A 26,078-nucleotide genomic window follows, 5' to 3' on the forward strand; every position below is an offset into this window, starting at 1 on the left:
GCCCGCCGGACGCCCGTCAGGCAATGCAGCGCTCGGCGGCGTGGAACACCTCGGCGACCGGCACGGTCGTCTGGATCACCCTGGCGGTCGGCCACGGCTCCGCCCACGAGCTCATCGCGCGGTGTACCGCGGACGTGGCGCCAGCTGGGTCGCTGGCGGAGTCCCGGCGGGTCAGCCGCGTGGCCGCGACCTCCGGTGAGGTCACGCAGCGCAGCTCGAGGAACTCCGCGGCCGTCTCGCGCGCCAGCCGCGCGGCCGCCGCGCGGTGGCGGCCGTCCGACCAGGAGGCGTCGATGATCACCGTCTCGCCGCGTTCCAGTGCCCGGCGGGCACGGGACAGCAGCACCGTGTAGGTCCGCGCGGTGATCTCCGAGGACAACGGCCAGATGAAGGACGCGCCGAGGTCCGCGGGCACGGCGGGCCGCTCCGGGATGGCAGGCCCGCTACCGGGAGTGTCCGGATCGGCGTGGCCGTCGGCGGCGAGCTCCGCCCGCACGGCGTCGGAGCGCAGCAGCAGGCGGCCGTCGTCCGCGTCGGCGAGCCGACGGGCGAGGGTCGATTTCCCGGTGCCAGGCAGGCCGCCGACCAGGACCAGCCGTACCCGGGCCCGGCGCAGGTGCCGGTAGGCGATGTCGGCGAGCCGCCGGGCCCGTTCGCCGGCCTCGGCGCCCGGGCCCGGGCCGGCCTCCGCCCCCGCCTCGGCCAGGATCCGCCGGTACCGCAGGCAGGTCACCCGGGCCTCGGTGAAGGCCCGGTAGGCGATGTAGAAGTGCTCGAGCGAAGGCGGATGGGCCTGCGCGGAGAAGTCGCGGTACCAGCGCATCAGGCGCTCGGCGTCCTCGGGCGAGCCGAGCCGCTCCAGGTCCATCACCAGAACGGCGACGTCGCCGAGGACGTCCCCGGCCCGCAGCCGCGGGTCGGACTCGACCCGGTTCAGGATGCGCGGGCCGTCGTCGAGGCAGTGGATGTTCTCGGCCCGCAGGTCGCCGTGGCCGTCGCGGATCCGCCCGGCGCGCCGGCGCTCGGCCAGCAGCGGGCCGCGGCCGGCCAGGTACCGCAGCGCCAGCCGCCCGATCTCGTCGACGACGTCGGCGTCGATGACCTTCCCCTGGAAGGGCTCGAGGCCGCCGAGCGCCTCCTTCCACTGCCCCGCGACAGCCTCGGCGTCGCCGGAACGGCCGATCACCTCGGACGTCCCGCACCGCTCGTGGAACGCGGCGACCGCCCGCGCGACGGCGCGGAGCTGGTCGTCGACGCGGTCCGAGTGGCGCACCAGCGCGGAGAGCCGGCGGCCGGCGGGCATTCGCCGCAGGACGACGGCATGGTCGCACACCTCGCCGCCGTCGCCGAGGACGTCGGCGACCCCCAGGTACACGTCGGAAGCGAGCCGCCGGTTCAGCTCCACCTCGGCGCGGCAGGCCGCCAGCCGGGCCGCCCGGCTCCGCAGGTCGAGGAGCCCCGGCTCAACGGGTTTCTTCCGTTTGTAGACACGATCACCGTGCAGGCAGAGGACCGCGCTCCCCGTCTCGACGACCCGCGTCTCGCCGGTCGGGCGAGACCACAGATCGGCCGGGACTGACGCCGCGGTCTTCTGGTCAGCCGGCATGGCACCTCCTGCACACCGGACACCGCCGCCCCCGCCGCCGGGATCCGATCGCCGCTGTCCTGTCGATGGTCCGTCTCACCGGGAACCATCGTGCCGCGCGCGACCCCCCTGTTGGTCCCTCCGAGGGCACGGACCGGGAGGTCCTTTGCACCCCCCGCGATGGTCCTCGGACCCGTCGACGACAGCCCGGACGTCCGGCGCCGGACGTCCACCGCGGGGCCCGGTTCGAGCGGCCGGCGGGCTACGGCAGCGGGACCGCCCAGCGCAGCTGGGTGCCGCCGGACGGGCCGGGGACGATGTCGAAGGTCCCACCGAGCTCCTCGGCGCGGCTGCGCAGGTTGTGCAGGCCGCTGCGCCGGCCGGTGTCGCCCAGCCCGACCCCGTCATCGGTGACCTCGGCGCACAGCCAGCCCTGGCCGACGGTGACCGACAGCTCCACCCGGCTGGCGCGGGCGTGGCGCGCCACGTTCGACAGGCTCTCCCGCGCGACGGCGAGGAGATGGTCGGCGATGTTCCCCTCCAGCGCGGTGTCGAGCGGGCCGTCCACCCGCAGGCGCGGGCTGAAGCCGAGCGCCTCGGCGACCTCCTCGACGATCTCGCCGAGGCGGGCCCGCACGCCCGGCCCGCCGGTGCTGCGCCGCCCGCGCAGCTCGAAGACCGTCGAGCGGATCTCCCGGATGGTCGCGTCGAGGTCGTCGACGTAGGTGGCGAGCCGGCCGGCGGACTGCGGGCGGTCCTCGGCGGCCGCCATCCCCTGCAGGCCCAGCGCGACGGCGTAGAGCCGCTGCATGACGTGGTCGTGCAGGTCACGGGCGATCCGGTCGCGGTCCTCCAGGACGAGCAGCCGGTCACGGGTGGCCCGGGACGCGGCCAGGCCGAGGGCGACCTGCACATGCCCGGCGAACGTCGCCGCCATGTCCAGATCGCCGTCGGCGAACGGCCGGCCCGCGGGCCCCCGGGCCAGCACGACCGCGCCCGTCCCGACCTGCGCCCCGACCAGGGGGATGACCATCAGCGGGCCGATGTCGAGGCCGCCGAAGCCGGTGACGCCCGGCTCGGCCGCGGCGTCGTCGACCAGCAGGGGCCGCCCGGCCGCGACCGCCCGGCCGGCGAGGGTTCCGGCCGTCGGCACGGACTCGCCCAGGAGGCGGTCGGCCTGCGGGCCGTCGGCCGCGTCGACGAGCAGCTCCTCGGTCGCCCCGGCGGCGAGCAGGACGCACGCCAGATCGGCGTCGGCGACCTCGCGGGCCCGCGCGACGATCAGCGTGAGCGGCTCCGGCCCGTCCGCCAGCAGGTGGCGCATGATGTCCGCGGATGCCTGCAGCCACTGCTGGCGGCGCTGCGCCGCACCGAACAGCCGGGCGTTCTCGATCGCCACGCCGGCGCTCGCGGCGAGGGCCAGGACGAGCTCCTCGTCCTGCGCGGTGAAACGACGCCCGCCGCGCTTCTCGGTCAGGTAGAGGTTCCCGAAGACCTCGCTGCGGACCTTGATCGGGACGCCGAGGAACGTGCGCATCGGCGGGTGGCCGGGCGGGAAGCCGACCGCGTGCTCGTGCGCGGCGATGTCGTCGAGGCGGACGGCCCGGGGCTCGGCGGTCAGCAGCCCGAGCACCCCCTCGCCGCGAGGCAGGTGGCCGATCCGGCCGACCAGATCGGCGTCCATCCCGACGTGGATGAACTGTTCGAGCCGGCCGTCGCGGGCGATCACGCCGAGCGCGCCGTAGCGGGCGTCGACCAGCTCGCAGGCGGCCTCCGCGATCCGCCGGAGGACGACCTCCAGGCTCAGGTCGGCGGCGACCGCGCGGTGCGCCCGCAGCAGGCCGCGCAGCCGGCCCTGGGTGGTCATCACCTCATGCGCGCGCTCGACGAGCTGCGCCATCAGCTCGTCCAGCTCGAGCCGGCCGGGGCGCTCCGCGCCGAACTCGTCGAACGCGTCCGGGACGTCCATGATCTTGAGGCTCTCAGTGGTCTCCTCGACATCCCGAGCCGTCAGGATCTCCTGGATCTCGCGTATTTCCCGGATCTGCTGAATTTCGTGGATCTCCCGGATCTCGTCGATTCCGGCGCCGGTGCCGGCACCGCCGCCTGCACCAGCGGCACCGGCGGCGGCGCCGGAATCGCCGCCGAGACGGTGATCGCCGCCGACACCCTCGGGCCACGGGTCCATGGTCTACAGACGCTATCGAATACCAGCGCACCGCCAGCCCCGATCGCTCGCCCCCGGGACGGCCGGACGGACCGGGCCCAGGCGTCCCGTCCCAGGTGGGCGCGCTGCCGACCGGGCCACGACCAGCACGGAGACGGATACCGCACAGGCTCACCGCGTGGGGCCTTTCGGCACCCCCGGCGGCGGCCGAGCCGAACTGTCGGAGGTCGCGCCTACCGTGCTCAGCAAGTTGGCCGGTGGCCGCCTGGCGCCCGCCCGTCGCTCGGCGGCTGCGGCTGCGGCTGCGGCTGCGGCTGCGGCTGCGGCTGCGGCTGCGGCCAGACGACACGTTCCGGAGGCGTGATGAACACACATTCCCCGCCCGCCGTCGAGGCCGTGGGCCTGGTGAAGACCTTCGGCGGCACCCGCGCCGTCGACGGGCTCGACCTGCACGTCGCGGCCGGCAGCGTCTACGGGGTGCTCAGGCCGAACGGTGCCGGCAACTCCACCGCCCGCCAGTGGTTCCTTGACGCAGGCTTCCGGTCCCTGCCCGTCGGGTCGGCGGGCTGATCCTCGTTGACGAGCCCGCGCGATCGGTCCCGTCGGGGACGGTGGCGGTCTACGCCTGTGTCTCGTCCGCCGACCAGGAGCCGGACCTTGACCGGCAGGTCGCCCGGATCGTCGTCTGGACCGCCGGTCAGAACCTGGCCGTCGGCAAGGTCGTGACCGAGGTCGGCTCCGCGTTGAACGGGCACCGCCGGAAGTTCCTCGCGTTGCTGGGTGACCCGGAGGTGACGACGATCGTCGTCGAGCACTGGGACCACTTCGCCCGGTTCGGCGCCGAGTATGTCGAGGCCGCACTTGCCGCGAACGGCCGGCGGCTGCTGGTCGTCGATCCCTCGGAGGTCGACGACGACCTGGTACGGGACATCACCGAGATCCTGACGTCGATGTGCGCCCGGCTCTATGGCCGCCGCGGCACCGCGAACCGGGCCGCTCGCGCCGTCGCGGCCGCCACCGAGGCAGCCACGTGAAGACAACGCTGCAGGCGTACCGGTTCGCGCTCGACCCGAACAACGTCCAGCGTGCCGGCTTACGCCGGCACGCGGGCGCGTGCAGGTTCGCGTTCAACTGGGGCCTGGCTCGGGTGAAGGCCGCGCTGGCGCAGCGTGAGGCCGAGGAGTCCCACGGGCTGGCCGGTGACCTGCTCACCGCGGTTCCGTGGACGCTGCCCGCGCTGCGCCTGGCCTGGCCTGGCCTGGCCTGGCCTGGAACACGGTGAAGAACGACATCGCGCCGTGGTGGGCGGAGTGCTCGAAGGAGGCGTTCTCCGCCGGGCTGGCGCAGTTGGCCGCCGGGTTGAAGAACTTCTCCGACTCCCGCAAGGGCAAGCGGAAAGGCCGCACGGCCGGTTTCCCCCGGTTCAGGAAGCGCGGGAAGGCCCGTGACTCGTTCCGGTACACCACCGGCTCCTACGGTCCGGACGGGGACCGGCATGTGAAACTGCCCCGGATCGGCCGGGTGAAGGTCCACGAGCCGATGGGCACGCTCACCGCCCTGCTCGGCGACGGCCGTGCCCGCCTCCTCGGTGCGGCCGTGTCCCGCACGGCTGGGCGCTGGTTCGTGTCGTTCACCGTGCAGGTCGAGCGGGAGATCCCCGACGGGCCGTCCGCCCGGCAGAGTGCTGGTGGCGTGATCGGTGTCGACCTGGGCGTGAAGCACCTCGCCGTCCTGTCGACCGGTGAGAAGGTCCCGAACCCCAAGCACGTCGCGCGGGCCGAGAAGAAGCTCCGCAAGACCTCCCGCGCCTACGCCAGGTCGCGGCCGGGCAGCAGCGGCAGGCAGAAGCTCGCCGCCGACCTGGCGAAACAGCATGCCCACACCGCCAACCAGCGGCGCGACGGGCTGCACAAGGTCACCACCGAACTCGCCCGGACCCACCACACGGTGGTCATCGAGGATCTGCACGTCGCCGGCATGGTGCGCAACCGCAGCCTGGCGAAGGCGGTCTGCGACGTCGGCATGGGCGAACTGCGCCGCCAGTTGGAGTACAAGTGCGGCCGGTGGGTTCGCGATCCGAAGACCAGGACGGACGTGTACGTGCCCGGCTGGCATGGCGCGCACCTGCACGTCGCGGACCGTTGGTACCCAAGCTCGAAGACCTGTTCCGGCTGTGGCTGGCGAAACCCAAGCCTGACGCTGTCGGAGCGCTCGTTGCGCTGCAAGTCCTGCGGGCTGGTGATCGACCGCGACGAGAACGCGGCGGTCAACCTGGCTCGGCTCGTCGACCGCGAGTACATCGGCGACGTTAAAACAGCCCGTGGAGCCGACCGTAAGACCAACGCGCCAGCACCACTGGCGCGGCGGCGGGTGGCTGTGAAGCGGGAACCGGGCACGGCCAAGGCTGGTCAGACCCGGGGTGCCTCACCGAAAGGTGAGACGGCATGAGCGGCGCTACCCGGCGCTCTCGTGCAACGGCGCATGGCCAAGACCTACTCGGGCGGGATGCGCCGCCGGCTGGACATCGCCGCGAGCCTCGTCGTCACCCCCGACCTGATGTTCCTCGACGAGCCGACCACCGGCCTCGACCCGCGCAGCCGTGCCCAGGTGTGGGACATCGTCCGGGCGCTGGTCGCCGGTGGCACGACCGTCATCCTCACCACCCAGTACCTGGACGAGGCCGACCAGCTCGCCGACCGGATCGCGGTGATCGACCACGGAAGAGTGATCGCCGAGGGCACTCCGGGCGAACTGAAGTCCTCGGTCGGTTCGGGCACCCTCCGTGTGCGCGTCCGCCTGCCCGAGCGGCGGGCGGACGCCGAGCGCCTGCTCACCGGCGCACTGGGCGTCCCCGTCCGGTACGAGTCGGACCAGGTGGCGCTCTCCGCCCGGGTCTCGGACGGCGAGCCCGTGGCGGAGGCGCTGGCGGGGCTGAACCGCGCGGGCATCGAGCTGACCGAGTTCGCGCCCACCCCCACCGAGACCACCACCGACACGAACGGAGCGAGGGTCGCATGACCGCCGCCGAGACGACCACCGCCGGAACAGACGCCGCCGGAACAGGCGCCACGGGCACGGGCTCCGGTGCGGGCACAAGGCCGCCGGCGGCCGGGGCGGCCGTGCCGCCGGATCTGCGCGCGGTGCTCGCGACCGGTGCCCGCCCGGCGCGGCCCACCCCGCTGGCGGCCTCGCTCACCTTCGGCTGGCGGGCCCTGCTGAAGATCAGACATGTGCCCGAGCAGCTCTTCGACGTGACCGTCTTCCCGATCATGTTGACCCTGATGTTCACCTATCTGTTCGGCGGCGCGCTCGCCGGGTCGACGCAGGAGTACGTGCAGTTCCTGCTGCCCGGAATCCTCGTCCAGGCGATCGTGATGATCACGGTCTACACCGGGGTGACCGTCAACACCGACATCACCAAGGGCGTCTTCGACCGGTTGCGGTCACTGCCGATCTGGCAGCCGTCCGCATTCGTCGGAGCGCTGCTGGGCGACGTGTTCCGCTATTCGATCGCCGCCGTCCTCATCCTCGCGCTGGGGCTGGCGATCGGTTTCCGGCCGGAGGGGGGCGCGCTCGGCGTCCTGGCCGCGGTGGCCGTCGTCATCGCCTTCTCGTTCAGCCTCACCTGGGTGTGGACGGTGCTGGCGATGGTGCTGCGCACCCCGAACTCGGTGATGGGCGTGAGCATGATGATTCTTTTTCCACTGACCTTCGTCAGCAACATCTTCGTGCGGCAGGAGACGCTGCCCGGGTGGCTCCAGGCCTTCGTCGACGTCAACCCGATCACCCACACGACGAACGCCTCCCGCGGGCTGATGCACGGCGTCGCCACGGCTGAGCAGCTCGGATGGGTCGCGCTGTCGTGCGCGCTTCTGCTCATCGTGTTCGGCCCCCTGACGATGCGGATGTATCGCGGCCGGAGTTGACCGGCTCCCGAGACAGCCTGATCAGCCCGGACGAAGGTGCCCGGACGCACGTGCAGTGGCCCCTTGCATCGGTTTTTGCATCCGCGGTCTTGCAACTGCACGTTCAGACCTCGATGATCTGTTCTCAGCCTGAAGTGCTGGAAACCGAGCGAGATCGTCCGTGGAGGCAGTGTTGACCCTTGATCAGCCCGTCGTTCGCCGCGGGCAGGCCGCCGTTCACGGGGCAGCCGCCACGGCTGAAGGACGACCGGCAGCGAGGGCCCGACATGTACGCCACTCGCGGGGCCGGCACGGTGCGCGCCGGTAGTTGGCCTTGTATCCGTCGCGTTCTCTCTGTCTCCCGGTCGACCTACACCTGATCATCGTCATGGACGACGCGGTGCTCCTCACCACCCGCGACGCCAGGACCGCGTGTGACGCGACGACGGCCCGTGACACCACGCCCCGGCAGCCGCGGTCGTCGGCGGGCACACGCCGGCCGGAGCCGCCGGCGCTGGTGTGGCGCCTGCCCGGCGCGCCGCTACGACTGGGCGAACCCGCACGGGAGACGGCCGTGCGCCTGGCCGCGGAGGTCGCCGGCCTCCGGGCCGACGAGGCGGAGCTGACCCTCGCCCATGCCGCGCACCACCGGCTCGCCGGCGAGGAGCGGGTGTCCCTGTACTTCACCGCGCACTGCTGGGACGATGCCGTCGGCCCGGGCGCGGCCGGGGCCGCGCCGGCGGGCGAGTCCGGCGAGGGCGTGCCGGAGGCGATCCAGACCTGCTGGCGGCCGCTGGGCGAGCTCCAGATCGACCTGGACCCGCTCGACCGCACCGCGCTCGTCCACTGGCGGCGCGGCGAGCGGTACTCCGAACCCGGGTGGCATCCTGTCCGACCGCCGACGCCCGGGGGGCTCTCGCCCCTCGACGCGCTGCGCGCCCGCTGACCCCCACGACGCGCGCCGCGGCCACGGCGGCGGGCCCGCGGCGACCCTCTCGACACCACACACTATTTGGATCCATGCGGATACGAAGGGTAACATTCTTGGCAGACTCGCCCGCTGGTAGCCCCCCGCATGGTTGCCCGGCCGACGAAATCGTTACGGTCGATCCCGCATATGCGGCCCGGAGTACTGGGCAAGCGTAAAGAATCGGCTCGACGGCGACGGGCCGCGCGAAGTGCGGATTCGTCCGCAAACACGAGGGGGGGTGGCTCTTGGCCGGCCGCGACATCGACTACGACCGTCCGACGCTCATCGGATGCGGTCGCTGCGATGTGCGTTGGACGGCGCTGACCGCGGCGCACTGCCCGACCTGCCACGAGACCTTCGTCGGGTACGCCGGCTTCGACGCGCACCGCGACAGCGGACGATGCCTGGCTCCCGGCGAGGCCGGCTTGCGCTCGGACGGCGGCTACTGGCGCAGGGAGGACGAGCGATCCCCGGGCCGACTTGTCACGATCCCGCGCCAGGTCACGACCGACACGGTCGCCCGTCCCGCGTGACCCTCGCAGGTGCTGGCGACGCTGGTGCCAGCCGCCCGGCAGCCGCCGCCGACCCCCGGCGCCGAACCTTCGGACGTCGGTTCTCGGCACTCACCGGCCGGGTTTCCTGCCGATCCCTGCCCACAAGAGGTGATTCCCCACCGGTTGCGCAGGACGATCAGTCATAAGCCAGGATTCGGCGCGGGTAAGGCCTGACACCGCATTACGTGCCGCACCCGCAGTTCGACAGAAGAATCACGCAGCGTGGAACGCGGGCGGCCCGAGCCCGCGCGGTGGGGAACGAGCGGCCCGGTCAGGAACCGAAGCCGGGCAGGAGGAGCTGCTCCTCCAGCGGCGCCCGGCCGGCCACCGCTGCGGACACCGCCGTAACGGCACGTGTCGGACCACGGCGGATGACCGCCGCACGCCCACCCCGCACCCCATTCGTCCCACGCACCCCACGTGCCTCCGCCGGCGCCCACCGAGAGGAGGCCGGTGAGGCGGCCGGCGCGGCGGCACCGGCGATGCCGTACCGGCGGGCCAGGTCCCGGACCAGGGCGGAGATCCGCTCGCTGTAGGCCCGCGGCGCGTAGGAGCCCCCGCCGTAGAGGGATCGGTACAGCGGGAGGAGGTCGGGGTGATGCTCCCCGAGCCAGCCGAGGTACCACTCCCGCACCCCGGGCCGCAGGTGCAGCGCGGGCGAGCAGCGCGGCGCGACCGGGCAGCGCGGGCGCGGAGCGGGGCCGGTGCGGCGGGCGGCTCAGCCGGACTTCGGAGCGCCGTTGTTCGCCGCCGCCTGCTGTGCCGTCCGCGCGAGGGCCTCGCGCAGGGAGTCGGGGGCGAGTACCCGCACGTGCGGGCCGAATGCCCAGAGCTGGCTCTCGGCGACATCGGGGCCCTCGAACCAGACCTCCACCTCCCGCCAGCCATCCGCGTCGGGCTCGCCGGCCGTGGCCAGCGCCCGCTGGCCGGCCAGCGGGCCGAGCACTCCGGGCAGGCTCCGCAGGCCTCGCGGGGACAGCGACAGCCGCGCCGGCCAGCGCAGCAGCGAGCGCGCGAAGTCCTCGTTCGACGACGCCCACCACCGCGCCAGGTGGAAGTCGGCGGGCCGGGTGAAGCGGCCCTCCGGCCCGCTTCGGACCGCAGCCTCGATGATCCGGCCGATCCGGTAGCTGCGGACGGCGGACCCGCCGCGGGCCACGAGGTGCGGCACGGGCTCCTCGGAGCCGAACCAGCCCGGCGCGTCGAGGTGGAAGCGTTCCCGGACCCGGCCCGCCCGTGCCCGCAGCTCCGGCGGCAGCGTCGCGAGGATCTTGGTCTGCGCGGCCGCGGCGACCGTCTCGAGGCCGAGGCCGCCGAGCACGTCCCCGCCCGCCCCGGCGAGGAGCAGCGCGGACGCCTCGTCGCCGGTCAGCCTGTCCAGGTTCGTCCGCCAGCCCTCGACGAGACGGATCCYGCCGTGCGGGCCGGGCTCAGACCACAGTGGGACACCCGCTTCGGCGAGCGCGGCCACGTCCCGGCGCACGGTACGGACGGACACCTCGAACTGGGCGGCGAGCTCCCCCGCCGTGGCCCGGCCATGCGCCTGCAGATGGAGCAGCAGAGCCATCAGCCGGCTGGAGCGCATTGACCGAAGGTAACCGCGGACCCGGACAGAAGATGTCAGGGTCCGCGGCGACGATGGGCCCATGACGACGGACACGAGCACAACCACGAAGCCGAGCACGAGCACGACGACGGAGCGGCCGGCCGGCCCGGGAACGGATGCGGCGGGCGTGAGCTGGGGCGAGGTGGAGGCCACCGAGCCCGAGTTCACCCGGACGGTACGCGAGCGGTTCGGAACCTTCCGTCATCACGTGCTGGCGACACTGCGGGCCGACGGCTCGCCCCGGGTCAGCGGGCTCGAGGCCGAGTTCCGCCTGGGCGAGCTGTGGCTGGGCGGGATGCCGGGCGCGCGCAAGTCGGACGACCTGCTCCGCGACCAGCGGTTCGCGCTGCACGCGAACCCCGGCCCCGGAACCGACATGCACGGCGGGGACGTCCGGATCGCCGGCCGGGCCGAGTGGGTGGACGATCCGGACACGCGCCTGCGCTTCGTCGAGGAGGTTGATCCGCCGACCCCGTTCGACCTGTTCCGCGTACGGATCACCGAGATCGTCCGTATCTGGATGGACGACCAGGAGATGGTCATCGAGACCTGGCGGCCCGACGGCCGCGGCCTGCGGGTGCTGCGCCGGGGCAACGACACTCCGGTCCGCGAGCAGTCCGGCCCGTGAGCGGTGACGACGCCGCGCACCCCACGTGGTCGGCGGCCCGCTGGCGTACTCCTTGACCCTGGAGACGGGGCGCTCGTAACGTCCGAGAAGTCCCACTGAGCGAGCGCTAGAGAAGCATCGTGCCGGCGGCCGGTGAGGGAGTCCCATGGAGAACGCAGTCATCGTCGACGTCGTGCGCACCCCCTCAGGGCGGGGCAAGCCGGGCGGCGCGCTGTCCGAGACCCACCCCGTGGAGCTTCTCGCCACGACACTGAAGGCGCTGACCAGCCGGAACGACTTCGACCCGGCGCTCATCGACGACGTCATCGCCGGGTGCGTCGGCCAGGCCGGTGAGCAGTCGGCGAACATCGGCCGCAGTGCGGTGCTCTCCGCCGGCTACCCCGAGTCGGTGCCGGCGACCACCGTCGACCGGCAGTGCGGCTCCAGCCAGCAGGCGCTGCACTTCGCCGCGCAGGGCGTGATGGCCGGCGCCTACGACGTCGTGGTGGCCTGCGGCGTCGAGTCGATGAGCCGGATCCCGATGCGCTTCGCGGCGGCGGGGAAGGACCCGCGCGGGCCGGGCATGATCGCCCGCTACCCCGAGGGCCTGGCCAACCAGGGCATCGGCGCCGAGCTGATCGCCGCCCGCTGGAAGCTGACCCGCGAGGAGCTCGACGAGTTCTCCGCGCTGTCGCACCAGCGGGCCGCGGCGACGGCCGAGGCCGGCGGCTTCGACAACGAGATCGTCCCCGTCGAGGCGCTCGCGCCGGACGGCAGCACGTTCACGCACACCGTCGACCAGACCGTCCGGCCGACCACCACGGCCGAGGGTCTCGCGGCCCTCAAGCCGTCCTTCTACACCGAGCAGTTCGCGCAGCGGTTCCCGGAGATCGGCTGGCACATCACCCCGGGCAACTCCTCCCCGCTGACCGACGGCGCGTCCGCCGCTCTGATCATGAGCGAGTCGAAGGCCGTCGAGCTCGGGCTGCGCCCGCGGGCCCGCTTCCACGCCTTCGCCCTCGCCGGTAGCGAGCCGCTGATCATGCTGACCGGCCCGGCCCCGGCCACCCGCAAGATCCTCGCCCGGTCCGGCCTGCGGATCGACGACATCGACGCCTACGAGGTCAACGAGGCGTTCGCGTCCGTCCCGCTGTTCTGGGCGAAGGAGTTCGACGCCGACCCGGCCAGGCTCAACCCGCGCGGTGGTGCGATCGCGCTGGGCCACCCGCTGGGCGGCTCGGGCGTCCGCCTGATGGCGACGATGGTCAACTACCTGGAGGCCACCGGCGGGCGCTACGGCCTGCAGACCATGTGTGAGGGTGGCGGCATGGCCAACGCCACCATCATCGAACGCCTCTGACAACGCTGACACTGGCGTCGGTGTCGGCGTCGGTGTCGGCCGTCCCGCAGCAGGCATCTCCGCAGGCATCTCTGGAGGAAGCGTGACCGGTCCGCTGAGCGGATTGCGGGTTGTCGAGCTCGCCGGCATCGGCCCCGGCCCGCACGGCGCGATGATCCTCGCCGACCTCGGCGCGGACGTCGTGCGGATCCAACGTCCCGAGCTGGACGACGGGCCCGACGACCTCCAGCTGCGCGGCCGGCGCATCGTCCGGGTGGACCTGCGCTCCGCCGACGGACGGGAGCAGGTGCTGGGCCTGGTCGAGCGGGCCGACGTGCTCATCGAGGGCTATCGGCCGGGCGTGACCGAGCGGCTCGGCCTCGGCCCGGCGGACTGCCAGGCCCGCAACCCCCGCCTGGTCTACGCGCGGATGACCGGGTGGGGGCAGACCGGCCCGCTGGCCAACCGCGCCGGTCACGACATCAACTACATCTCGCTGACCGGTGCGCTGCATGCCATGGGCGAGGCCGGGCAGCGCCCGCCGGTGCCGCTGAACCTCGTCGGGGACTACGGCGGCGGCTCGATGTTCCTTCTGGTGGGGATCCTCTCCGCGCTGCTGGAACGCGAGCGGTCCGGCGAGGGCCAGGTGATCGACGCGGCGATCGTGGACGGCACCAACGTCCTGGTGCAGATGATGTGGGCCTGGCGTGGCATGGGCGACTGGCACGGGTTCGGGGACTGGTCCGATGAGCGCGGGGTGAACCTGCTCGACGGCAGCCGGCCGTTCTACGACACCTACACCTGCGCCGACGGCCGTTTCGTGGCCGTCGGGCCGCTGGAGCCGCAGTTCTACGCCCGGCTGCTGGAGGTGCTCGGTCTCGCCGACGCGGGCCTGCCCGACCAGTTCGACCCGACCGGGTGGCCGGTGCTGCGGGACGCCTTCACCAAGGCCTTCGCCGCCCGCACCCGCGACGAGTGGACGGAGATCTTCACGGACACCGACGCCTGCGTCACGCCGGTGCTGAGCTTCGCCGAGGTGCAGGACCACCCGCACATGGCCGACCGCGGCGCCGTCGTGCACACCGACGGGATGGCCCAGGCGGCACCCGCGCCGCGCTTCTCGCGCAGCGCCACCGCGCTACCGGGCCGCGCGGTCGTCGGCGACCCGGCAGCGATCCTGGACGAATGGGCGAAGCCACCGTCAGCGGGCTGAACCGGGCCGGGCCGGACGCAGCCGGGGGGCGGGGCGCGGGGGCGCGTCCCGAGCTCGCCGAGGCCGCGCTGGCCGCGCCGGCCCGCGGAAGTACCCGCAAGCTGGTCCCGCCGGGGCGGGAGCATGCCGACGGATCGCCGGTGGACTGGCGCAGTTACGACCCGCCGGACCTGCACCCCATCCTCGCCGGCGCGCTGGCCGCCTTCTACGAGCACGGCTATCACGGGACCACCGTGCGCGACATCGCCCGCCGGGCCGGGGTGACCGTCCCCGCGCTGTACTACCACTACGCGAACAAGCAGGGCATCCTCGTCGCGCTCCTCGAGATCACCGTCACCGAGGTCAACGAGCGGGCCGGCGCGGCCGTCGCCGAGGCCGACGACGGGCCGGTGCCCAGGTTCGCGCGGCTCATCGAGGCCGTCGTCCTGTTCATGTCGAACCGGTTCGCCCTCGCCTACCTGGACACCGAGCTGCGCTACCTGGAGCCGGTGAACCGCCGCCGGTACGCGACGCTGCGCAAGAAGCTCGAGAGCCTGCTCGTCGAGATCCTCGCGGACGGGAAGGCGACCGGTCAGATGACGGTCGACAGCCCCCGGGACACTGCCCGCGCGCTGCTGGGGATGTGTCAGGCCATCGCCGGCTGGTACAACCCGGCCGGCGAGCTGTCCCCCACGCAGATCGCCACCCGCTATGTCGGCATCGCGCTGCAGACCGTGGGTGCGGTGCCGCGCTGACCGGGGCCGACGTCGCGCTGTTGCTCGGGGCCGGTGTCCTCGCCGGGATCACCAGCACGGTGGCGGGCCTGGCGTCGCTCGTCTCCTATCCGGCGCTGCTCGCGGTGGGACTCGAGCCGCAGGCCGCGAACATGACGAACTCTGCCGCGCTCATCTGCGTCGCGCTGGGCGCTGCCGCGGGTTCACGTCCCGAGCTCGCCGGGCAGGCGCGGCGGGTCGCCCGCTACGGCGCGGCGACGCTGGCGGGCGGGGCTGCCGGGGCGATCCTGCTGCTGACCACCCCCGCGCGGGCCTTCGAGCTCGTCGTGCCCTGGCTGATCCTCGGCGCGGCCGTGCTCCTCCTGCTCTCGCCGCGCATCATGAGCGCGGCCGGCGGCGGTGCCGGCACGGCCGTGGGTGCCGGCGTGGATGGCGGTGCCGGCGTGGATGGCGGTGCCGGCGGCCCGGCCCGGGGCGAGCGCCCGGCAATGCTGCTCGCCGTGTTCGGTGTCGCGGTCTACACCGGTTACTTCGGCGCGGGCGCGGGCGTCGCGCTGCTGGCGATCATGGCGATCGCGATCCCGGAGTCGCTCGCCCGGGTCAACGCTGTGAAGAACGTCGCGTCAGGCTTCTCGAACGCGGTGGCCGCCGTCCTCTTCGCCGCGCTCGGATCGGTCGTGTGGGGAGCCGCCGTGCCGCTGGCCGCCGGGCTGCTGGTCGGCGGAGCGATCGGGCCCCGGATCGTCCGGGTCCTGCCGGCGCCGCTGATGCGCTGGATCGTCGCCGCGGCCGCGACCGGACTCGCCGTCTCCCTGGCACTCGACGCCTACACCTGAACGCACCGGCCGGACGTGCGACCCGGCTCACCCGGAACCGCCCATCACGCGAATGCGCGACGGAACTGCCTCAGGTGACGTCAACCGGGACATGAGGATTAGAGCGGACGCGGCCGGGTATTCGCCAGCGCAACGGACAACCAGCCCCACCGAAGAAGGAGCCCCCGATGGCAACCCGGGTCCGCACCCGTGCCTACAGCAGCGTGAGTCTCGGATTTCTCGTCTACCTGGCCATCGGCCTCATCATCACCATCAGCCAGGACTACTGGGACGTGACCGACTGGGACGGCGCGACGCTGCGTCATTTCTTCACCGCGGCGGTGGCGACGCTCGCCTGGCCGCTGTCCATCTTCTACACCTTCGGCCTGACCCCGCGGTGATTCCGGGAGTCCGGGCGGCACGAGGCCGCCCGCGGCTCCGCGGACGTTCGACCCAGGGCCGTGGGAGGTCCGCGGGGTCACCACGAGCAGAGTGGTGACCCCGCGGACGTCGCCGTCGCCGCACCCGCGCGCACCCGATCGCAGGCCGGACCGGTGGCCGGGCACGACGTCAGGTGGACGGGGTGAGCCCCGGTGAGCGTGTGGTCGGGGATCGGGTTGTCAGGGATCGGGTCGCCGGGGAACGGCCGGAGCGCTGTGACGCGCAGTGCGGCCCACTCCCCCGCGGAGAACCCGCCGGCCTCGGTGAACCCGGCGACCTTGAGCACACCGTCCCCGCCAGGCGGGATGACCGACATGCCGGCGGCCTCCGCCCCGGCCGACCGGCCCGCCACGAGACCCGCGCTGGTCCCGCTGAGGCCCGCGGCGGCCCGCTGCCCTGGCCAAAGGATCACTGACGGGCCACGCGGCCCGTCGGCCACCGCCGGCGCCCCCACGGCGGCGCCGGTCGCATCCACCTGGAAGACCGCCGGATACCCGGCGAGGGCGCATGCCCTGTTGCCCTGGTTGGCCAGCACGAGGTCCGCGTACACCTGGCCCGCGCCGCCCTGCGCGCCGGTCAGCTCCGCGAGCAGATCCCCCGGTGAGCAGGCCTCGATCGGCCCGGCATCGGCGGGCCCGGTGTCGGCCGGCACGGCTTCGACCGGGCGGGCCGCAGCCACGGCCAGCGCCGCGGCAGGAGCGCCGAGCCCGACGGCGAGGCCGACCGCGAGCCCGGTGACGAGCACACCGGTGACCGCGCACCCGGAAGTGACCCGACGACATTCGACCAGTCTCGACGACATCGCGGCACGGACGGGCCGATCCGACACGGAGCATTCCTTTTCCGGCCCGTATTCCGACACCGCGGCGAATCCGGCCTTCTCAGCGAATCCCCCGGTCTCGGAGAATCCGCCGGTCGCAGCGAATTCCGTCGCCTCGGGAAATCCGGTGGGCCGGGCCGGGAGAACCGCCCGGAGCCGTCGAGGGGTGATCCCCGCCCGGCACATCGCCAAACGGCCGTGGGTGGATGAAGAAAGACGCATGACGCCCTCCCGGATCCCCCGATCTGTGGGCTCCGCACCGGCATGCCGCCGCGTGCCGATCATGTTCCCCGCCGGAGGCCGCGCCACACCCGTCCGGTGGGGTCCCGGCCGCGCCGCGCCGGGGCGGAACCGTCCGAACCGGGCTTCGCTGCCCCCGAAGGTGGGCCCGGTCGCGGCCGACGGGCGGCCGTCGCCGGACTGCCCACCCGCCCGCCCGACGCCGTACCACGGCGTAGCCCCTGGACCGACACACATCCCACAGGCCATGGTGAAACGGTCCGCTTCCGGCGCGCGTTGAACCAGCTCGACGGGGGTAGGCAGGTCCGCAGGGCGGCCACCGAAGACCGGCGGCCGCCTTACCCGACGGAAGGGATCATGAAAAGCTCCGACGACGCCGGATGTAGTTCCGGCCGACCCACGCGTAGGGAAGCGCCCGCGGGGGTCGATCGGTGACAGAGGCGCTCCTCCTGCTTCTCAGCTTTGCGCTAGTCATCGCATGTGGCATCTTCGTCGCGGCCGAGTTCGCGTTCGTGACGGTGGACCGGCCCACGGTCGAGCGCTCCGCGGCGGACGGCGACAGCCGCTCGGCGGGCGTCCTCACCGCACTGCGAAGCCTCTCCACCCAGCTCTCCGGCGCACAGCTGGGCATCACCATCACCAACCTGGCGATCGGCTTCCTCGCCGAGCCCGCCATCGCGGACCTACTTGAAGGTCCCGTCACGAGTCTGGGTGCCTCCGAGGGCCTGGCACGTGGTCTCTCCGTGGCCCTGGCACTCGTGCTCGCGACCGCGTTCACGATGTTGTATGGCGAGCTCGTGCCCAAGAACCTGGCCATCGCCAGGCCGCTGGGGACGGCGCGCGCCGTCCAGCGTCCGCAACGGCTCTTCACCCGGGTGACCAGCCCGGTGATCCACTCGCTGAACAACACCGCGAACGCGCTGCTGCGGCGGGTCAACGTCGAACCCCAGGAGGAACTGGCGTCGGCACGTTCCCCGCAGGAGCTGTTCTCGCTGCTCGGCCGGTCGGCCGAGCACGGAACGCTGCCGCGGGAGACGGCGACGCTCATGCAGCGCTCGCTGACCTTCGGCGACCGGGTCGCCGAGGACGTGATGACTCCCCGGATGCGCATGCAGTCGATCGACGCGGACGCCCCCGTAGCCGAGGTGATCAGCGCCGTCCGGCGGACCGGGCACGCCCGGTTCCCCGTCATCGGCGACGGCAGCGACGACGTCGTCGGCCTGATCCACGTCAAGCACGCGGTGAGCGTGCCGGAGGAGCGGCGCGACATGGTACAGGTACGCGCCGTGATGATCCCCGCGGCGACGGTGCCGTCCTCGATGCCCCTCGAGCCGCTGTTGGAGACGCTGCGCTCGGGCGGCCTGCAGATGGCGATCGTCGTCGACGAGTTCGGCGGGGTCGACGGCCTGGTGACGGCGGAGGACCTCATCGAGGAGATCGTCGGTGACGTCGTCGACGAGCACGACCGGGTCAGCCCCCGGGCGCTGCGCCGCCGGGACGGCAGCTGGCTCGTCTCGGGCCTGCTGCGACCGGAGGAGGCCAGTGAGGTCACCGGCCTGCCGATCCCGGCTGACGACGCCTACCAGACGCTGGGCGGCCTGATGTCGCGCACCCTCGGGCGCATCCCCGGCACTGGCGACACGATCGTCCTGGACGGCATCCGCTACGAGGTCGAGCGGATGGACGGCCGCCGCGTCGACCGCATCCGGCTCGACCCGCGGGGCGACGCCGCGACGAACCCGGCGCGGGCCGACATCGCGGAGCAGCCCTCGGGCGAGGCGCCAGCCACGACTCCGCCAGCCACGACTCCGCCACCTGCGACCCCGGCGGACACAGCACCGCCGGCGGGCACGAAGCCGCCGGGCACCGGGCCTGGCCGGGCCCGCGGCCGGGACCGCGCTGACGACGCGGGCCGGCGCGGGCGCACGCGGTCGGTCTCAGCCGGGGTCAGGGAGTCCGAGCGATGAACGACGTCCTCGCCCTGGCCGTAACCGTGCTGCTGCTCGCCGGCAACGCCTTCTTCGTCGGGGCCGAGTTCGCGATCATCTCCGCCCGCCGGGACACCATCGAGCCGATGGCGCTCGCCGGTTCCCGGGCGGCGAAGGTGACCCTGAAGGCGATGGAGAACGTGTCGCTGATGCTGGCCGGAGCCCAGCTCGGCATCACGGTCTGCACGCTCGGTCTGGGCGCGCTGAGCGAGCCGGCCATCGCGCACCTGTTGGAGGGGCCGTTCGAGGCCGTGGGCCTGCCGCTGTCGCTGCGCCATCCGGTGGCGTTCGCGATCGCGCTCACCGCCGTCACCTACCTGCACGTGGTGATCGGTGAGATGGTCCCGAAGAACATCGCGCTGGCCATGCCGGACCGGGCGGTCCTGCTGATGGCCCCGCCGCTGGTCGCGGTCGTCCGGGTGGTGAAGCCGGTGATCTCGATCCTCAACCGGATCGCGAACCTCTCCCTGCGGGCGGCGCGGGTCGAGCCCAAGGACGAGGTGACCAACGTCTACACGCGCGACGAGGTGGCCGGGCTCATCGAGGAATCACACCGCGAGGGCCTGCTGGCGGAGGACGAGCACGACCTGCTGACCGGCGCGCTGTCGTTCGACGAGCGCACCGCGCGCAGCGTCCTGCTCCGCCCGGACAGCCTGGTCACCGTGCCGCCGTCCATCACGCCCCGCGAGGTCGAGCGGCTCGCGGCCGACACGGGCTTCACCCGGTTCCCGGTCCGCGGGGACGACGGTGACCTCGTCGGCTACCTGCACCTCAAGGACGTCCTGGAGAACCGCGAGGACCGACGTTCGGCCCCGGTGGCGGCCAAGTGGATCCGGCCGCTGGTCCGTGTCGGGGCGGACGACAGCCTGCGCACGGCGCTGGCCACCATGCAGCACTCGGGATCGCACCTGGCCCGGCTCTCCGACGGCGAGGGCCGGATCCTCGGCCTGGTGGCGCTGGAGGACATCCTCGAGGAGCTGGTGGGCGAGATCCGCGACGAGGCGACCCGTCAGCGCGCCTGAAACCGGCGGGGGGCGGTGCCGGGCGGGCGCTGGGCCGGCTCAGTGCCCGCCCGTCGCCCGTCGCCGGGTGCCGGGTGCCGGGTGCCGGGTGCCGGGTGCCGGGTGCCGGGTGCCGGGTGCCGGGTGCCGGGCAGCTGAGCTGACGGACGGACGCGGGCGGGCGGCCGTCAGCACGGCCGTCAGCTCAGCGCCTCGCCGCAGAGGGCCATGGGCATCTGGACCTGGAAAGCGTCCGCGGCCGGGGACACTCGGACCACGCTCACGCAGGCGGTGGGCGCGGACTTCACCGCGAGGTCCACCGGCCTGGGCAGCAGCCCGTCCGCGTCGTAGTCCGCCACCTTGCGCAGCGCGGCGATGTAGCCCGCGCGGGTGGGGCACGGACCGGCCTCGACGAGGCCCCGGAGGAAGAGGTCGGCGGTCATCCAGCCGACCAGACCGGTGGTCTGCTCCCGGCGCTCGATCTGGGGGGCGTAGCGGGACATCGCGTCGAGGTAGCGCTCGTGCGCCGGGGTCCCCGCCTCGAAGGGCACGAAGTCGACGAGGAAGAAGCTGCCGGCCAGGCCCTGTGGACGGCGATCGAGCAGGCCGGGGTCGTACCCGATCGGCACCATCACGACCTTGATGGTCGCCCCGGCCTGCCGGGCGGCGGTCGCGACGTCCGCGAGCGCCTGCGGGGGCACCACTCCGGTGATCATGTCGGCGTTGGCCGCGCGGACCCGGGCCGCGACGGCGTTCAGGTCGAAGCCGGTCGGCGTCCAGTCGATGGTGTCGACGACCTCGACCGAGCCTGCGCGCAGGCTGTGGGCGATCCGCTCGTCGATCTGCCCCGAGGCGGGGATCTGCTCGGTCCGCAGCAGAATGGCCCGGGTGGCGCCGTGCGCACGGGCGAACACTCCGAAGACCGAGTTCCCGAGCTGGCCGCCGAGAACGTTGGAGTAGCCGAAGGCGTTGTCGCCGCTGGCGGTCAGATCCTGGCCGATGGTCGGCACGCCGCGCTCGGCGAGGTAGCTCACCGCCTCGGTCGCGATGCCGCTGGTGCCGACGATCGCGAAGACCTGGTCACGGTCGACGAGCAGGCGGGCGCCACGCAGTGCGCCGTCGGACGTCGACTCGTCGTCGCGCCAGTCGTACCGCACCTGCCGCCCCTGGATGCCGCCGGTACCGTTGACGACCCCGAGCCTGGCGTCGATGCCGGCCCGGAACGCGCGGGACAGCGGCGAACCCGAGCCGGTGTCCGGGTAGAGGGCTCCGAAGCGGACCTCGTCGGGGGTGACGCCCGGCGTTGGCGTGCACGAGGCGCGGGCCCCGGCCGTCCTGTCGGTGCCGCCGGCGGAGCACCCGGTGAGCAGGATCGACCCGGCCATGCCCAGCCCGGCGACGACGGCGGCGATCCGCCGCAACGGACGGAGCCGGCGCGCCCGCTGGACCCGCCGCGGCGGGCCGATCTGGCCGACCCGACCGGCCTCTCGCTCGTGCGCGGCGGGAGTCGGTCGGGTCGTCATCGGTCTCTCCTGATGTCCGGGTGCCGCGACAGGCGCGGGCGGGCGGGCGGAACCCCCTGGGCCGGTCCCGGCCCGAAGACGACTCCGGCACACCGTGAAGCCGGCACACCTGGAAAAGGGATAGACCAGGACACTAGGTACGGCTAGGGGCAAACCGACTCGGCAAACCGTACAACATCACGGCAGCCAGGCCCAGTAACCGCAACCAGATCGACCCGCCCGCCCACCGAATGGCGCGTACACGGACTGTTGTCGGACGGACAGCGGCGCCCGGTCAGCGGCGCGGACCGGAGGCGACGATCACCGCCATCGACGGGGCCCACCAGTAGCTGCAGTCCGCCGGCGGACGCAGGCCGTCGACGACCCGGACCGAGAACGTCTCGAAGTGCTTCAGCAGCGCGCGCTGGTGGCGGCGGGAGAGGGAGTCGATCTCGTTCGAGTAGTAGGTGAACGACCCGTCGTCCGTCAGGTGCGCGGCGGCGTGCGGGAAGAAGTGCTCGGCGAACGTCGCGTCACGCACCACATAGTCGTCCACCTCGCGCTCGTCCAGCGGATAGGTGTCGAACAGGATGCCGTCGAACCGGCCCAGCCCCGGCAGGGCGTCCTGCCAGCGCCCCGGCACGATCTCGACCCCCTGCCGCCCGTCGGCTCCGGCCCAGGCGCGCGCCGTGGTGGCGACGTCCGCGTTCGCCTCGATGATCGTGTGGGTCGCCGGCCGGAGCTCCTGGATGAAGCCCGCCGAGATACCGAGGCCGAAGCCGACCTCGCACACCGAGCCGCCGGGACGGGTGGCCGCGCGCGCGAGCGCCAGCATCAGCGGGCGTTCCCAGGTCTGCATCACCTCCTGGCCGGAAACGAGCAGGGTGCCGTCGGCGACGGTCGGCGTGGCCTCGTCGACAGCAGTGTCGATCTTCGGACGGGTCACACCCGGGACCATGCGCGGCGCGACCTCGTCGAGCGCGCCGACGTCGGCGACGAAGTCGTCCAGCGCCCGGCCGAGCAGCCACCGCCGCGGCTCGTCGGCCACCGGCGCCAGCAGCGTCTCCGACGTCGGGGTGAGTGTGACCTCGAACTTCGCTGCGCGGCGGAGCACGTGACCTCCCAGATCGACACCATCGGGGCGAACCGGCCAACGGTCGCACGAAAGAACGCGCCGGTGGACGGCCGGGATGCACGGTATCCGCCGTCGGGCACTGATCCGACCGGTTCGGCCGGGTCCGAGCGACGAGAGCCGCCGGACCCGCCGGGTTCACCACGAGCAACGAACAGGCCTGCCAGACCTGGGATCTCGCCAACCGGCGTGCCGTAGGATCAGCTTGGCGCGGTGTGCACGGATGATCGTTACCGAGTGACCGCTGCTGGCTGACCGCTGCCGAGTGATCGTGTGCGGATGTCGTTCAGGCGGCTGGCAGCACGGAACGATCATCAGTGTGGCTCGTAGGTCGGAAGATCGGCGGGCGGCGCACTGGCCGACCGGGTGGGGGCGGCGCTCGAGTCCGTCGCACGGCGCGCCGGGCAGTGGCGCCGGGCCTGCCCGCGCCGGGTCGTCGACCTCGGCAGCCCGCGGCTGCCGTGACAACCGCAGGAGTGGGGCCGCGTGACCGGAGCTACGCCACCACCGGTGTCCGGGAACACCGCGCGCCCGTTGCGGACCGAGGACCCGGTACAGCTCGGCGCCTACCGGGTGGTGGGCCGGCTCGGCCAGGGCGGGATGGGCGCCGTCTTCCTAGGCCAGGCGCCGGACGGCACCGCCGTCGCGATCAAGGTGATCCGCCCCGAGCTGGCCTCCCGGCCGGAGTTCCGCGCCCGCTTCGCCCGCGAGACCGAGAGCGCCCGCCGGGTCCGCCGCTTCACCACCGCGGCCGTGCTCGACGCCGACCCGAACGGGCCGCAGCCGTACCTGGTCACGGAGTTCGTCGAGGGCCCGACACTCTCCCGCCACGTGGCCGCACGCGGCCCGATGCGGCCGGCCGATCTCGAACAGCTCGCGGTCAGCGTCGCCACCGCGCTGTCGGCCATCCACGCCGCCGGCATCGTGCACCGCGACCTCACCCCGGCGAACGTGCTGCTCTCCCCGGTCGGCCCGAAGGTGATCGACTTCGGGCTGGCGCGTGAGTACGACACGGTCAGCGACCTGTCCCGCAACGTGAAGCAGGCGATCGGCACGCCCGGCTACATGTCGCCGGAGCAGATCCTCGACCTGCCGATCACCGCCGCGGTCGACATCTTCGCCTGGGGATCAATCATGATCTTCGCGGCGACCGGGCACCCGCCGTTCGGGCACGGCCGGATGGAGGCTGTCCTCTACCGCATCATCAACGAGCAGCCGCAGCTCGACGGCGTGACGGGCGAGCTGCGCGAGCTCGTCGAGCTCGCCATGCGTAAGGACCCGGCCACCCGGCCGAGCGCCGAGGAGCTGCGCGCGTCGCTGATGGGCGGGGTGGCCATCCCCGACCGGAGCGCGGCACCCGGGCCGCCGGGCGGCACCGAAGGCACGGCGGGCACGGCCGGGGCGCCCCGCGGCCGCCGCTGGTCCCGAGGCGGGCGCCGCGACCGCGCGGGGACAGCCTCGGGAACCGCCGCCGGCGCAGCCGCCGGAGCGGCCGCGAGCGGGCCGGTCGGACCAGGCGACGTGTCCGGAGCAGGCGGAACACCCGGAGCAGGTGCTGGCGGAGCAGGTGCTGGCGGAGGCGGGAGCGCCGTCGGAAGCAGGAGCGGGGGCGCTGTCGGAGGCCGTGGCGGGAGCGGAACCGCGGCGGCGGCGCACGGGCCGCTGACACACGCGCCGCGGGCCGGTGCCGGGCCCGCGCTGGGCACCCCGCCGCCGGCGTCGTCGTTTCCCGGTGTCTCCTCACCGGGCTCCGCCCAGCCCCGCACACCGTCAGGACCGATCTCCCAGCCGCCTCCATACCCGCTGTCACCCGCGCCCCAAGGCCAGGGCGGCCAACCGGCCGGCGGACAGGGCACCGGCGGGCCGGGATGGTCGGGGCCGGTGCCCGCGGGGCCGCTCGCGCGACCAGCCGAGTCGTCCGGGCCGGTGTCACCGGTGCCGGGTGCCCCGGCCCCGGCCGGCTCCGGCGAAGGAGCGGGTGCCGATCCGTCGCAGGGCGCGGAGTCCGGCCACGGGTCCAGGCGCCGCACCATGGTCCTCGCCGGGTTCGCGGCTCTACTCGTCGCCGCCGTCGTCGTACCGATCGTTACCCTCGGTGGCGGCGGTGGTGACGATGGGTCGAGCGCGGACCGCGAGGCCATCGCGGCGCACCTCGCCGCGACCGCCGCGGCCAGCCGCGCGCAGGACCCGGCGCTCGCCGCTCGGCTGAGCCTCGCCGCCTACCGGATCGCGGCCGTCCAGGCCGCCGAGGACGCCATGGTCGCCTCGTTCGCAGGTGCGTCCGCGGTGCGCACCCCGGCCTCGGACGTCCCCTACGGGGATATCGCCATCAACCCCGCCGGCACCGTCCTCGCCGCCACCAGCGCGGACGGCGTACTCCGGCTGTTTCGGCTGACCGACGGCGGCGAACCGGCGCTGATCAGCGAACGCCGCTCGGACGACCCGTCCGACGGCATCGCGTTCACCGGCGACGGCACGCGGCTCGCGACCGGCGGAACGCAGAGCGCGGCCCGCCTGTGGCAGGTCACCGATCCGGCGAACCCCCAGCAGGTCGCCCAGATGGACGGCCTGTCCCGTCCCGTTCATGTGGCGCTGTCCGCGGACGGATCGCTGCTGGCCGCGGCCGCCCAGGACGGCACGTTCGGTCTGTGGAACGTCTCGAACCCGGCCGCGCCCGCGATGCTGCGCCTCCAGCTCACCACCGCCGTGATCACGGACATGGCCCTGACCCCGGACGGGAAACTGCTGGCCACCGCGGGCATCGGTGGCGACGTCCAGCTGTGGAACATCACGGACCCTCGTAAACCGGTCCGGGCAGGGGTGGCGTCCGGCGCGGTCGGTGCGGTGAATGCCGTCGCCTTCAGCACAGATGGCCACCAGATGATCACCGGTGGCGACGATCGCACCGTCCGTGTCTGGGATGTGCGCGACCCGATGGCCGCCCGTCTCACCAGTGAGCTGCACGGCCACACGGCCCCGGTCGACGCCGTCGTGTTCGGTGCCGGCGGCCAGCCCGTCAGCGGTGACCAGGCGGGCGTCGTCGCCTACTGGGACACCTCGAGTGCCGTGCCCATGGTCCGGGTCGGTGATCTGAAGAGCTCGATCCTCGCCCTGGCGACGGACGCCGCGGACGACCGGCTCGCGCTGAGCACCGAGTCCGGGCAGGTCGCGGTGTGGACCACGGACGCCGCGAAGCTCACGACGATCGCCTGCGCCGACCCGGACGCCCGCATCAGCCGGGCCGAATGGGAGCAGCGGATCAGCGAGCTCCCGTTCCGGGACCCGTGCACCGCCTGATCCCGCCGCCATCTGATCTCCACCTCGGGCTGATCGCCGCCGCCCGATGTCCGCCGCGGGCTGACCCGGCGGGAACGACATCCCGGTAGGTAGGAACGACAGCCCGGCAGGAACGACAGCCCGGCAGACACCGCAGCCCGACGGAAACCGCGAAGGGCGTCCACCGCGGGCATCGCGTGCCTG

20 protein-coding genes and 2 pseudogenes are annotated in these 26,078 nt (G+C 73.4%); 15 read left to right on the forward strand and 7 right to left on the reverse strand.

Features of this window, described 5'->3' with window-relative positions:
- Nucleotides 1–16 precede the first annotated feature (16 nt).
- Both BBK14_RS24470 and BBK14_RS24475 read right to left on the reverse strand, forming a co-directional pair.
- Nucleotides 17–1,606: a bifunctional aminoglycoside phosphotransferase/ATP-binding protein gene (locus BBK14_RS24470; RefSeq protein WP_071065597.1), complete on the reverse strand. Its 1,590-nt coding sequence runs from the start codon at nucleotides 1,604–1,606 to the stop codon at nucleotides 17–19.
- A 241-nt stretch (nucleotides 1,607–1,847) separates the two neighbouring features.
- Nucleotides 1,848–3,554: a sensor histidine kinase gene (locus BBK14_RS24475; protein WP_420849190.1), complete on the reverse strand. Its 1,707-nt coding sequence runs from the start codon at nucleotides 3,552–3,554 to the stop codon at nucleotides 1,848–1,850.
- 675 nt (nucleotides 3,555–4,229) lie between these two features.
- Between BBK14_RS24475 and BBK14_RS24480 the strand changes: the two are divergent.
- The 6 genes and pseudogenes from BBK14_RS24480 (at nucleotide 4,230) to BBK14_RS24505 (ending at nucleotide 9,160) form a co-directional block, all read left to right on the forward strand.
- Nucleotides 4,230–4,786, forward strand: a pseudogene (locus BBK14_RS24480) (IS607 family transposase).
- Nucleotides 4,783–6,200: pseudogene (gene tnpB / locus BBK14_RS24485) on the forward strand (IS607 family element RNA-guided endonuclease TnpB). Before BBK14_RS24480 ends, tnpB begins: the two co-directional pseudogenes overlap by 4 nt.
- A 33-nt stretch (nucleotides 6,201–6,233) precedes the next feature.
- Entirely contained in the window at nucleotides 6,234–6,770 is a 537-nt protein-coding gene (locus BBK14_RS24490) for an ATP-binding cassette domain-containing protein (RefSeq protein ID WP_083391214.1), read from the forward strand.
- Entirely contained in the window at nucleotides 6,767–7,678 is a 912-nt protein-coding gene (locus BBK14_RS24495) for an ABC transporter permease (RefSeq protein ID WP_198541419.1), read from the forward strand. Before BBK14_RS24490 ends, BBK14_RS24495 begins: the two co-directional genes overlap by 4 nt.
- Before the next feature lie 367 nt (nucleotides 7,679–8,045).
- The gene (locus BBK14_RS24500) at nucleotides 8,046–8,603 is read left to right on the forward strand and encodes an NUDIX hydrolase (RefSeq protein ID WP_071065599.1); all 558 of its coding nucleotides are present in this window, start codon (nucleotides 8,046–8,048) and stop codon (nucleotides 8,601–8,603) included.
- 269 nt (nucleotides 8,604–8,872) lie between these two features.
- Nucleotides 8,873–9,160 (forward strand): FDXHR family putative zinc-binding protein, encoded by a 288-nt coding sequence (locus tag BBK14_RS24505; protein ID WP_018503211.1) that lies wholly within the window; start codon nucleotides 8,873–8,875, stop codon nucleotides 9,158–9,160.
- 292 nt (nucleotides 9,161–9,452) lie between these two features.
- Here BBK14_RS24505 and BBK14_RS24510 read toward each other — a convergent pair whose 3' ends face one another.
- Nucleotides 9,453–9,815, reverse strand: coding sequence for a hypothetical protein (locus tag BBK14_RS24510; RefSeq protein ID WP_071065600.1), 363 nt, complete (start codon nucleotides 9,813–9,815; stop codon nucleotides 9,453–9,455).
- A gap of 84 nt (nucleotides 9,816–9,899) precedes the next feature.
- Entirely contained in the window at nucleotides 9,900–10,748 is an 849-nt protein-coding gene (locus BBK14_RS24515) for a helix-turn-helix transcriptional regulator (RefSeq protein WP_198541420.1), read from the reverse strand.
- A 79-nt stretch (nucleotides 10,749–10,827) separates the two neighbouring features.
- Here BBK14_RS24515 and BBK14_RS24520 point away from each other — a divergent pair, with 79 nt between their 5' ends.
- From BBK14_RS24520 to BBK14_RS24545, 6 genes are all read left to right on the forward strand, one after another.
- Nucleotides 10,828–11,415, forward strand: a complete 588-nt coding sequence (locus BBK14_RS24520) for a pyridoxamine 5'-phosphate oxidase family protein (protein ID WP_198541421.1) — start codon at nucleotides 10,828–10,830, stop codon at nucleotides 11,413–11,415.
- A 145-nt stretch (nucleotides 11,416–11,560) separates the two neighbouring features.
- Nucleotides 11,561–12,754, forward strand: a complete 1,194-nt coding sequence (locus BBK14_RS24525; protein ID WP_071065602.1) for a thiolase family protein — start codon at nucleotides 11,561–11,563, stop codon at nucleotides 12,752–12,754.
- Nucleotides 12,755–12,836: 82 nt separating this feature from the next.
- Complete coding sequence (locus tag BBK14_RS24530; RefSeq protein ID WP_071065603.1) at nucleotides 12,837–13,946, forward strand: CaiB/BaiF CoA transferase family protein; 1,110 nt, start codon at nucleotides 12,837–12,839, stop codon at nucleotides 13,944–13,946.
- Complete coding sequence (locus tag BBK14_RS24535; RefSeq protein ID WP_083391215.1) at nucleotides 13,919–14,680, forward strand: TetR/AcrR family transcriptional regulator; 762 nt, start codon at nucleotides 13,919–13,921, stop codon at nucleotides 14,678–14,680. The genes BBK14_RS24530 and BBK14_RS24535 overlap by 28 nt, the downstream gene beginning before the upstream one ends.
- A 20-nt stretch (nucleotides 14,681–14,700) precedes the next feature.
- Nucleotides 14,701–15,495, forward strand: coding sequence for a sulfite exporter TauE/SafE family protein (locus tag BBK14_RS24540; RefSeq protein ID WP_083391216.1), 795 nt, complete (start codon nucleotides 14,701–14,703; stop codon nucleotides 15,493–15,495).
- A gap of 167 nt (nucleotides 15,496–15,662) precedes the next feature.
- The gene (locus tag BBK14_RS24545) at nucleotides 15,663–15,875 is read left to right on the forward strand and encodes a hypothetical protein (RefSeq protein ID WP_020459561.1); all 213 of its coding nucleotides are present in this window, start codon (nucleotides 15,663–15,665) and stop codon (nucleotides 15,873–15,875) included.
- 77 nt (nucleotides 15,876–15,952) lie between these two features.
- On the opposite strand, the gene BBK14_RS24550 is transcribed toward BBK14_RS24545, so the two are convergent.
- Entirely contained in the window at nucleotides 15,953–16,744 is a 792-nt protein-coding gene (locus BBK14_RS24550; protein ID WP_241831816.1) for a DUF4232 domain-containing protein, read from the reverse strand.
- 662 nt (nucleotides 16,745–17,406) lie between these two features.
- Between BBK14_RS24550 and BBK14_RS24555 the strand changes: the two genes are divergently transcribed.
- Together BBK14_RS24555 and BBK14_RS24560 are read left to right on the forward strand one after the other, a co-directional pair.
- Nucleotides 17,407–18,942 carry a hemolysin family protein gene (locus BBK14_RS24555; RefSeq protein ID WP_071065604.1) on the forward strand — a complete coding sequence of 512 codons (1,536 nt, stop codon included), beginning with the start codon at nucleotides 17,407–17,409 and terminating at the stop codon, nucleotides 18,940–18,942.
- Nucleotides 18,939–19,985 carry a hemolysin family protein gene (locus tag BBK14_RS24560; protein WP_071065605.1) on the forward strand — a complete coding sequence of 349 codons (1,047 nt, stop codon included), beginning with the start codon at nucleotides 18,939–18,941 and terminating at the stop codon, nucleotides 19,983–19,985. Before BBK14_RS24555 ends, BBK14_RS24560 begins: the two co-directional genes overlap by 4 nt.
- A gap of 179 nt (nucleotides 19,986–20,164) precedes the next feature.
- On the opposite strand, the gene BBK14_RS24565 is transcribed toward BBK14_RS24560, so the two are convergent.
- Together BBK14_RS24565 and BBK14_RS24570 are read right to left on the reverse strand one after the other, a co-directional pair.
- Nucleotides 20,165–21,487, reverse strand: a complete 1,323-nt coding sequence (locus BBK14_RS24565; protein ID WP_071065606.1) for an ABC transporter substrate-binding protein — start codon at nucleotides 21,485–21,487, stop codon at nucleotides 20,165–20,167.
- A gap of 274 nt (nucleotides 21,488–21,761) precedes the next feature.
- Entirely contained in the window at nucleotides 21,762–22,580 is an 819-nt protein-coding gene (locus tag BBK14_RS24570) for a class I SAM-dependent methyltransferase (protein ID WP_071065607.1), read from the reverse strand.
- A gap of 504 nt (nucleotides 22,581–23,084) precedes the next feature.
- Here BBK14_RS24570 and BBK14_RS24575 point away from each other — a divergent pair.
- On the forward strand, nucleotides 23,085–25,895 hold the full coding sequence (locus BBK14_RS24575; protein WP_071065608.1) for a WD40 repeat domain-containing serine/threonine protein kinase: 2,811 nt from the start codon (nucleotides 23,085–23,087) through the stop codon (nucleotides 25,893–25,895).
- The last annotated feature ends 183 nt before the right edge of the window (nucleotides 25,896–26,078 follow it).

This window comes from Parafrankia soli, from assembly GCF_001854695.1.
GTDB classification, from domain to species: Bacteria; Actinomycetota; Actinomycetes; order Frankiales; family Frankiaceae; genus Parafrankia; species Parafrankia soli.

Coding starts and splice junctions, on each gene's coding strand:
- BBK14_RS24470 (WP_071065597.1), bottom strand. CDS start 1,606: ATGCCGGCTGACCAGAAGACCGCGGCGTCAGTCCCGGCCGATCTGTGG.
- BBK14_RS24475 (WP_420849190.1), bottom strand. CDS start 3,554: ATGGACGTCCCGGACGCGTTCGACGAGTTCGGCGCGGAGCGCCCCGGC.
- BBK14_RS24490 (WP_083391214.1), top strand. CDS start 6,234: ATGGCCAAGACCTACTCGGGCGGGATGCGCCGCCGGCTGGACATCGCC.
- BBK14_RS24495 (WP_198541419.1), top strand. CDS start 6,767: ATGACCGCCGCCGAGACGACCACCGCCGGAACAGACGCCGCCGGAACA.
- BBK14_RS24500 (WP_071065599.1), top strand. CDS start 8,046: ATGGACGACGCGGTGCTCCTCACCACCCGCGACGCCAGGACCGCGTGT.
- BBK14_RS24520 (WP_198541421.1), top strand. CDS start 10,828: ATGACGACGGACACGAGCACAACCACGAAGCCGAGCACGAGCACGACG.
- BBK14_RS24525 (WP_071065602.1), top strand. CDS start 11,561: ATGGAGAACGCAGTCATCGTCGACGTCGTGCGCACCCCCTCAGGGCGG.
- BBK14_RS24535 (WP_083391215.1), top strand. CDS start 13,919: ATGGGCGAAGCCACCGTCAGCGGGCTGAACCGGGCCGGGCCGGACGCA.
- BBK14_RS24545 (WP_020459561.1), top strand. CDS start 15,663: ATGGCAACCCGGGTCCGCACCCGTGCCTACAGCAGCGTGAGTCTCGGA.
- BBK14_RS24560 (WP_071065605.1), top strand. CDS start 18,939: ATGAACGACGTCCTCGCCCTGGCCGTAACCGTGCTGCTGCTCGCCGGC.
- BBK14_RS24565 (WP_071065606.1), bottom strand. CDS start 21,487: ATGACGACCCGACCGACTCCCGCCGCGCACGAGCGAGAGGCCGGTCGG.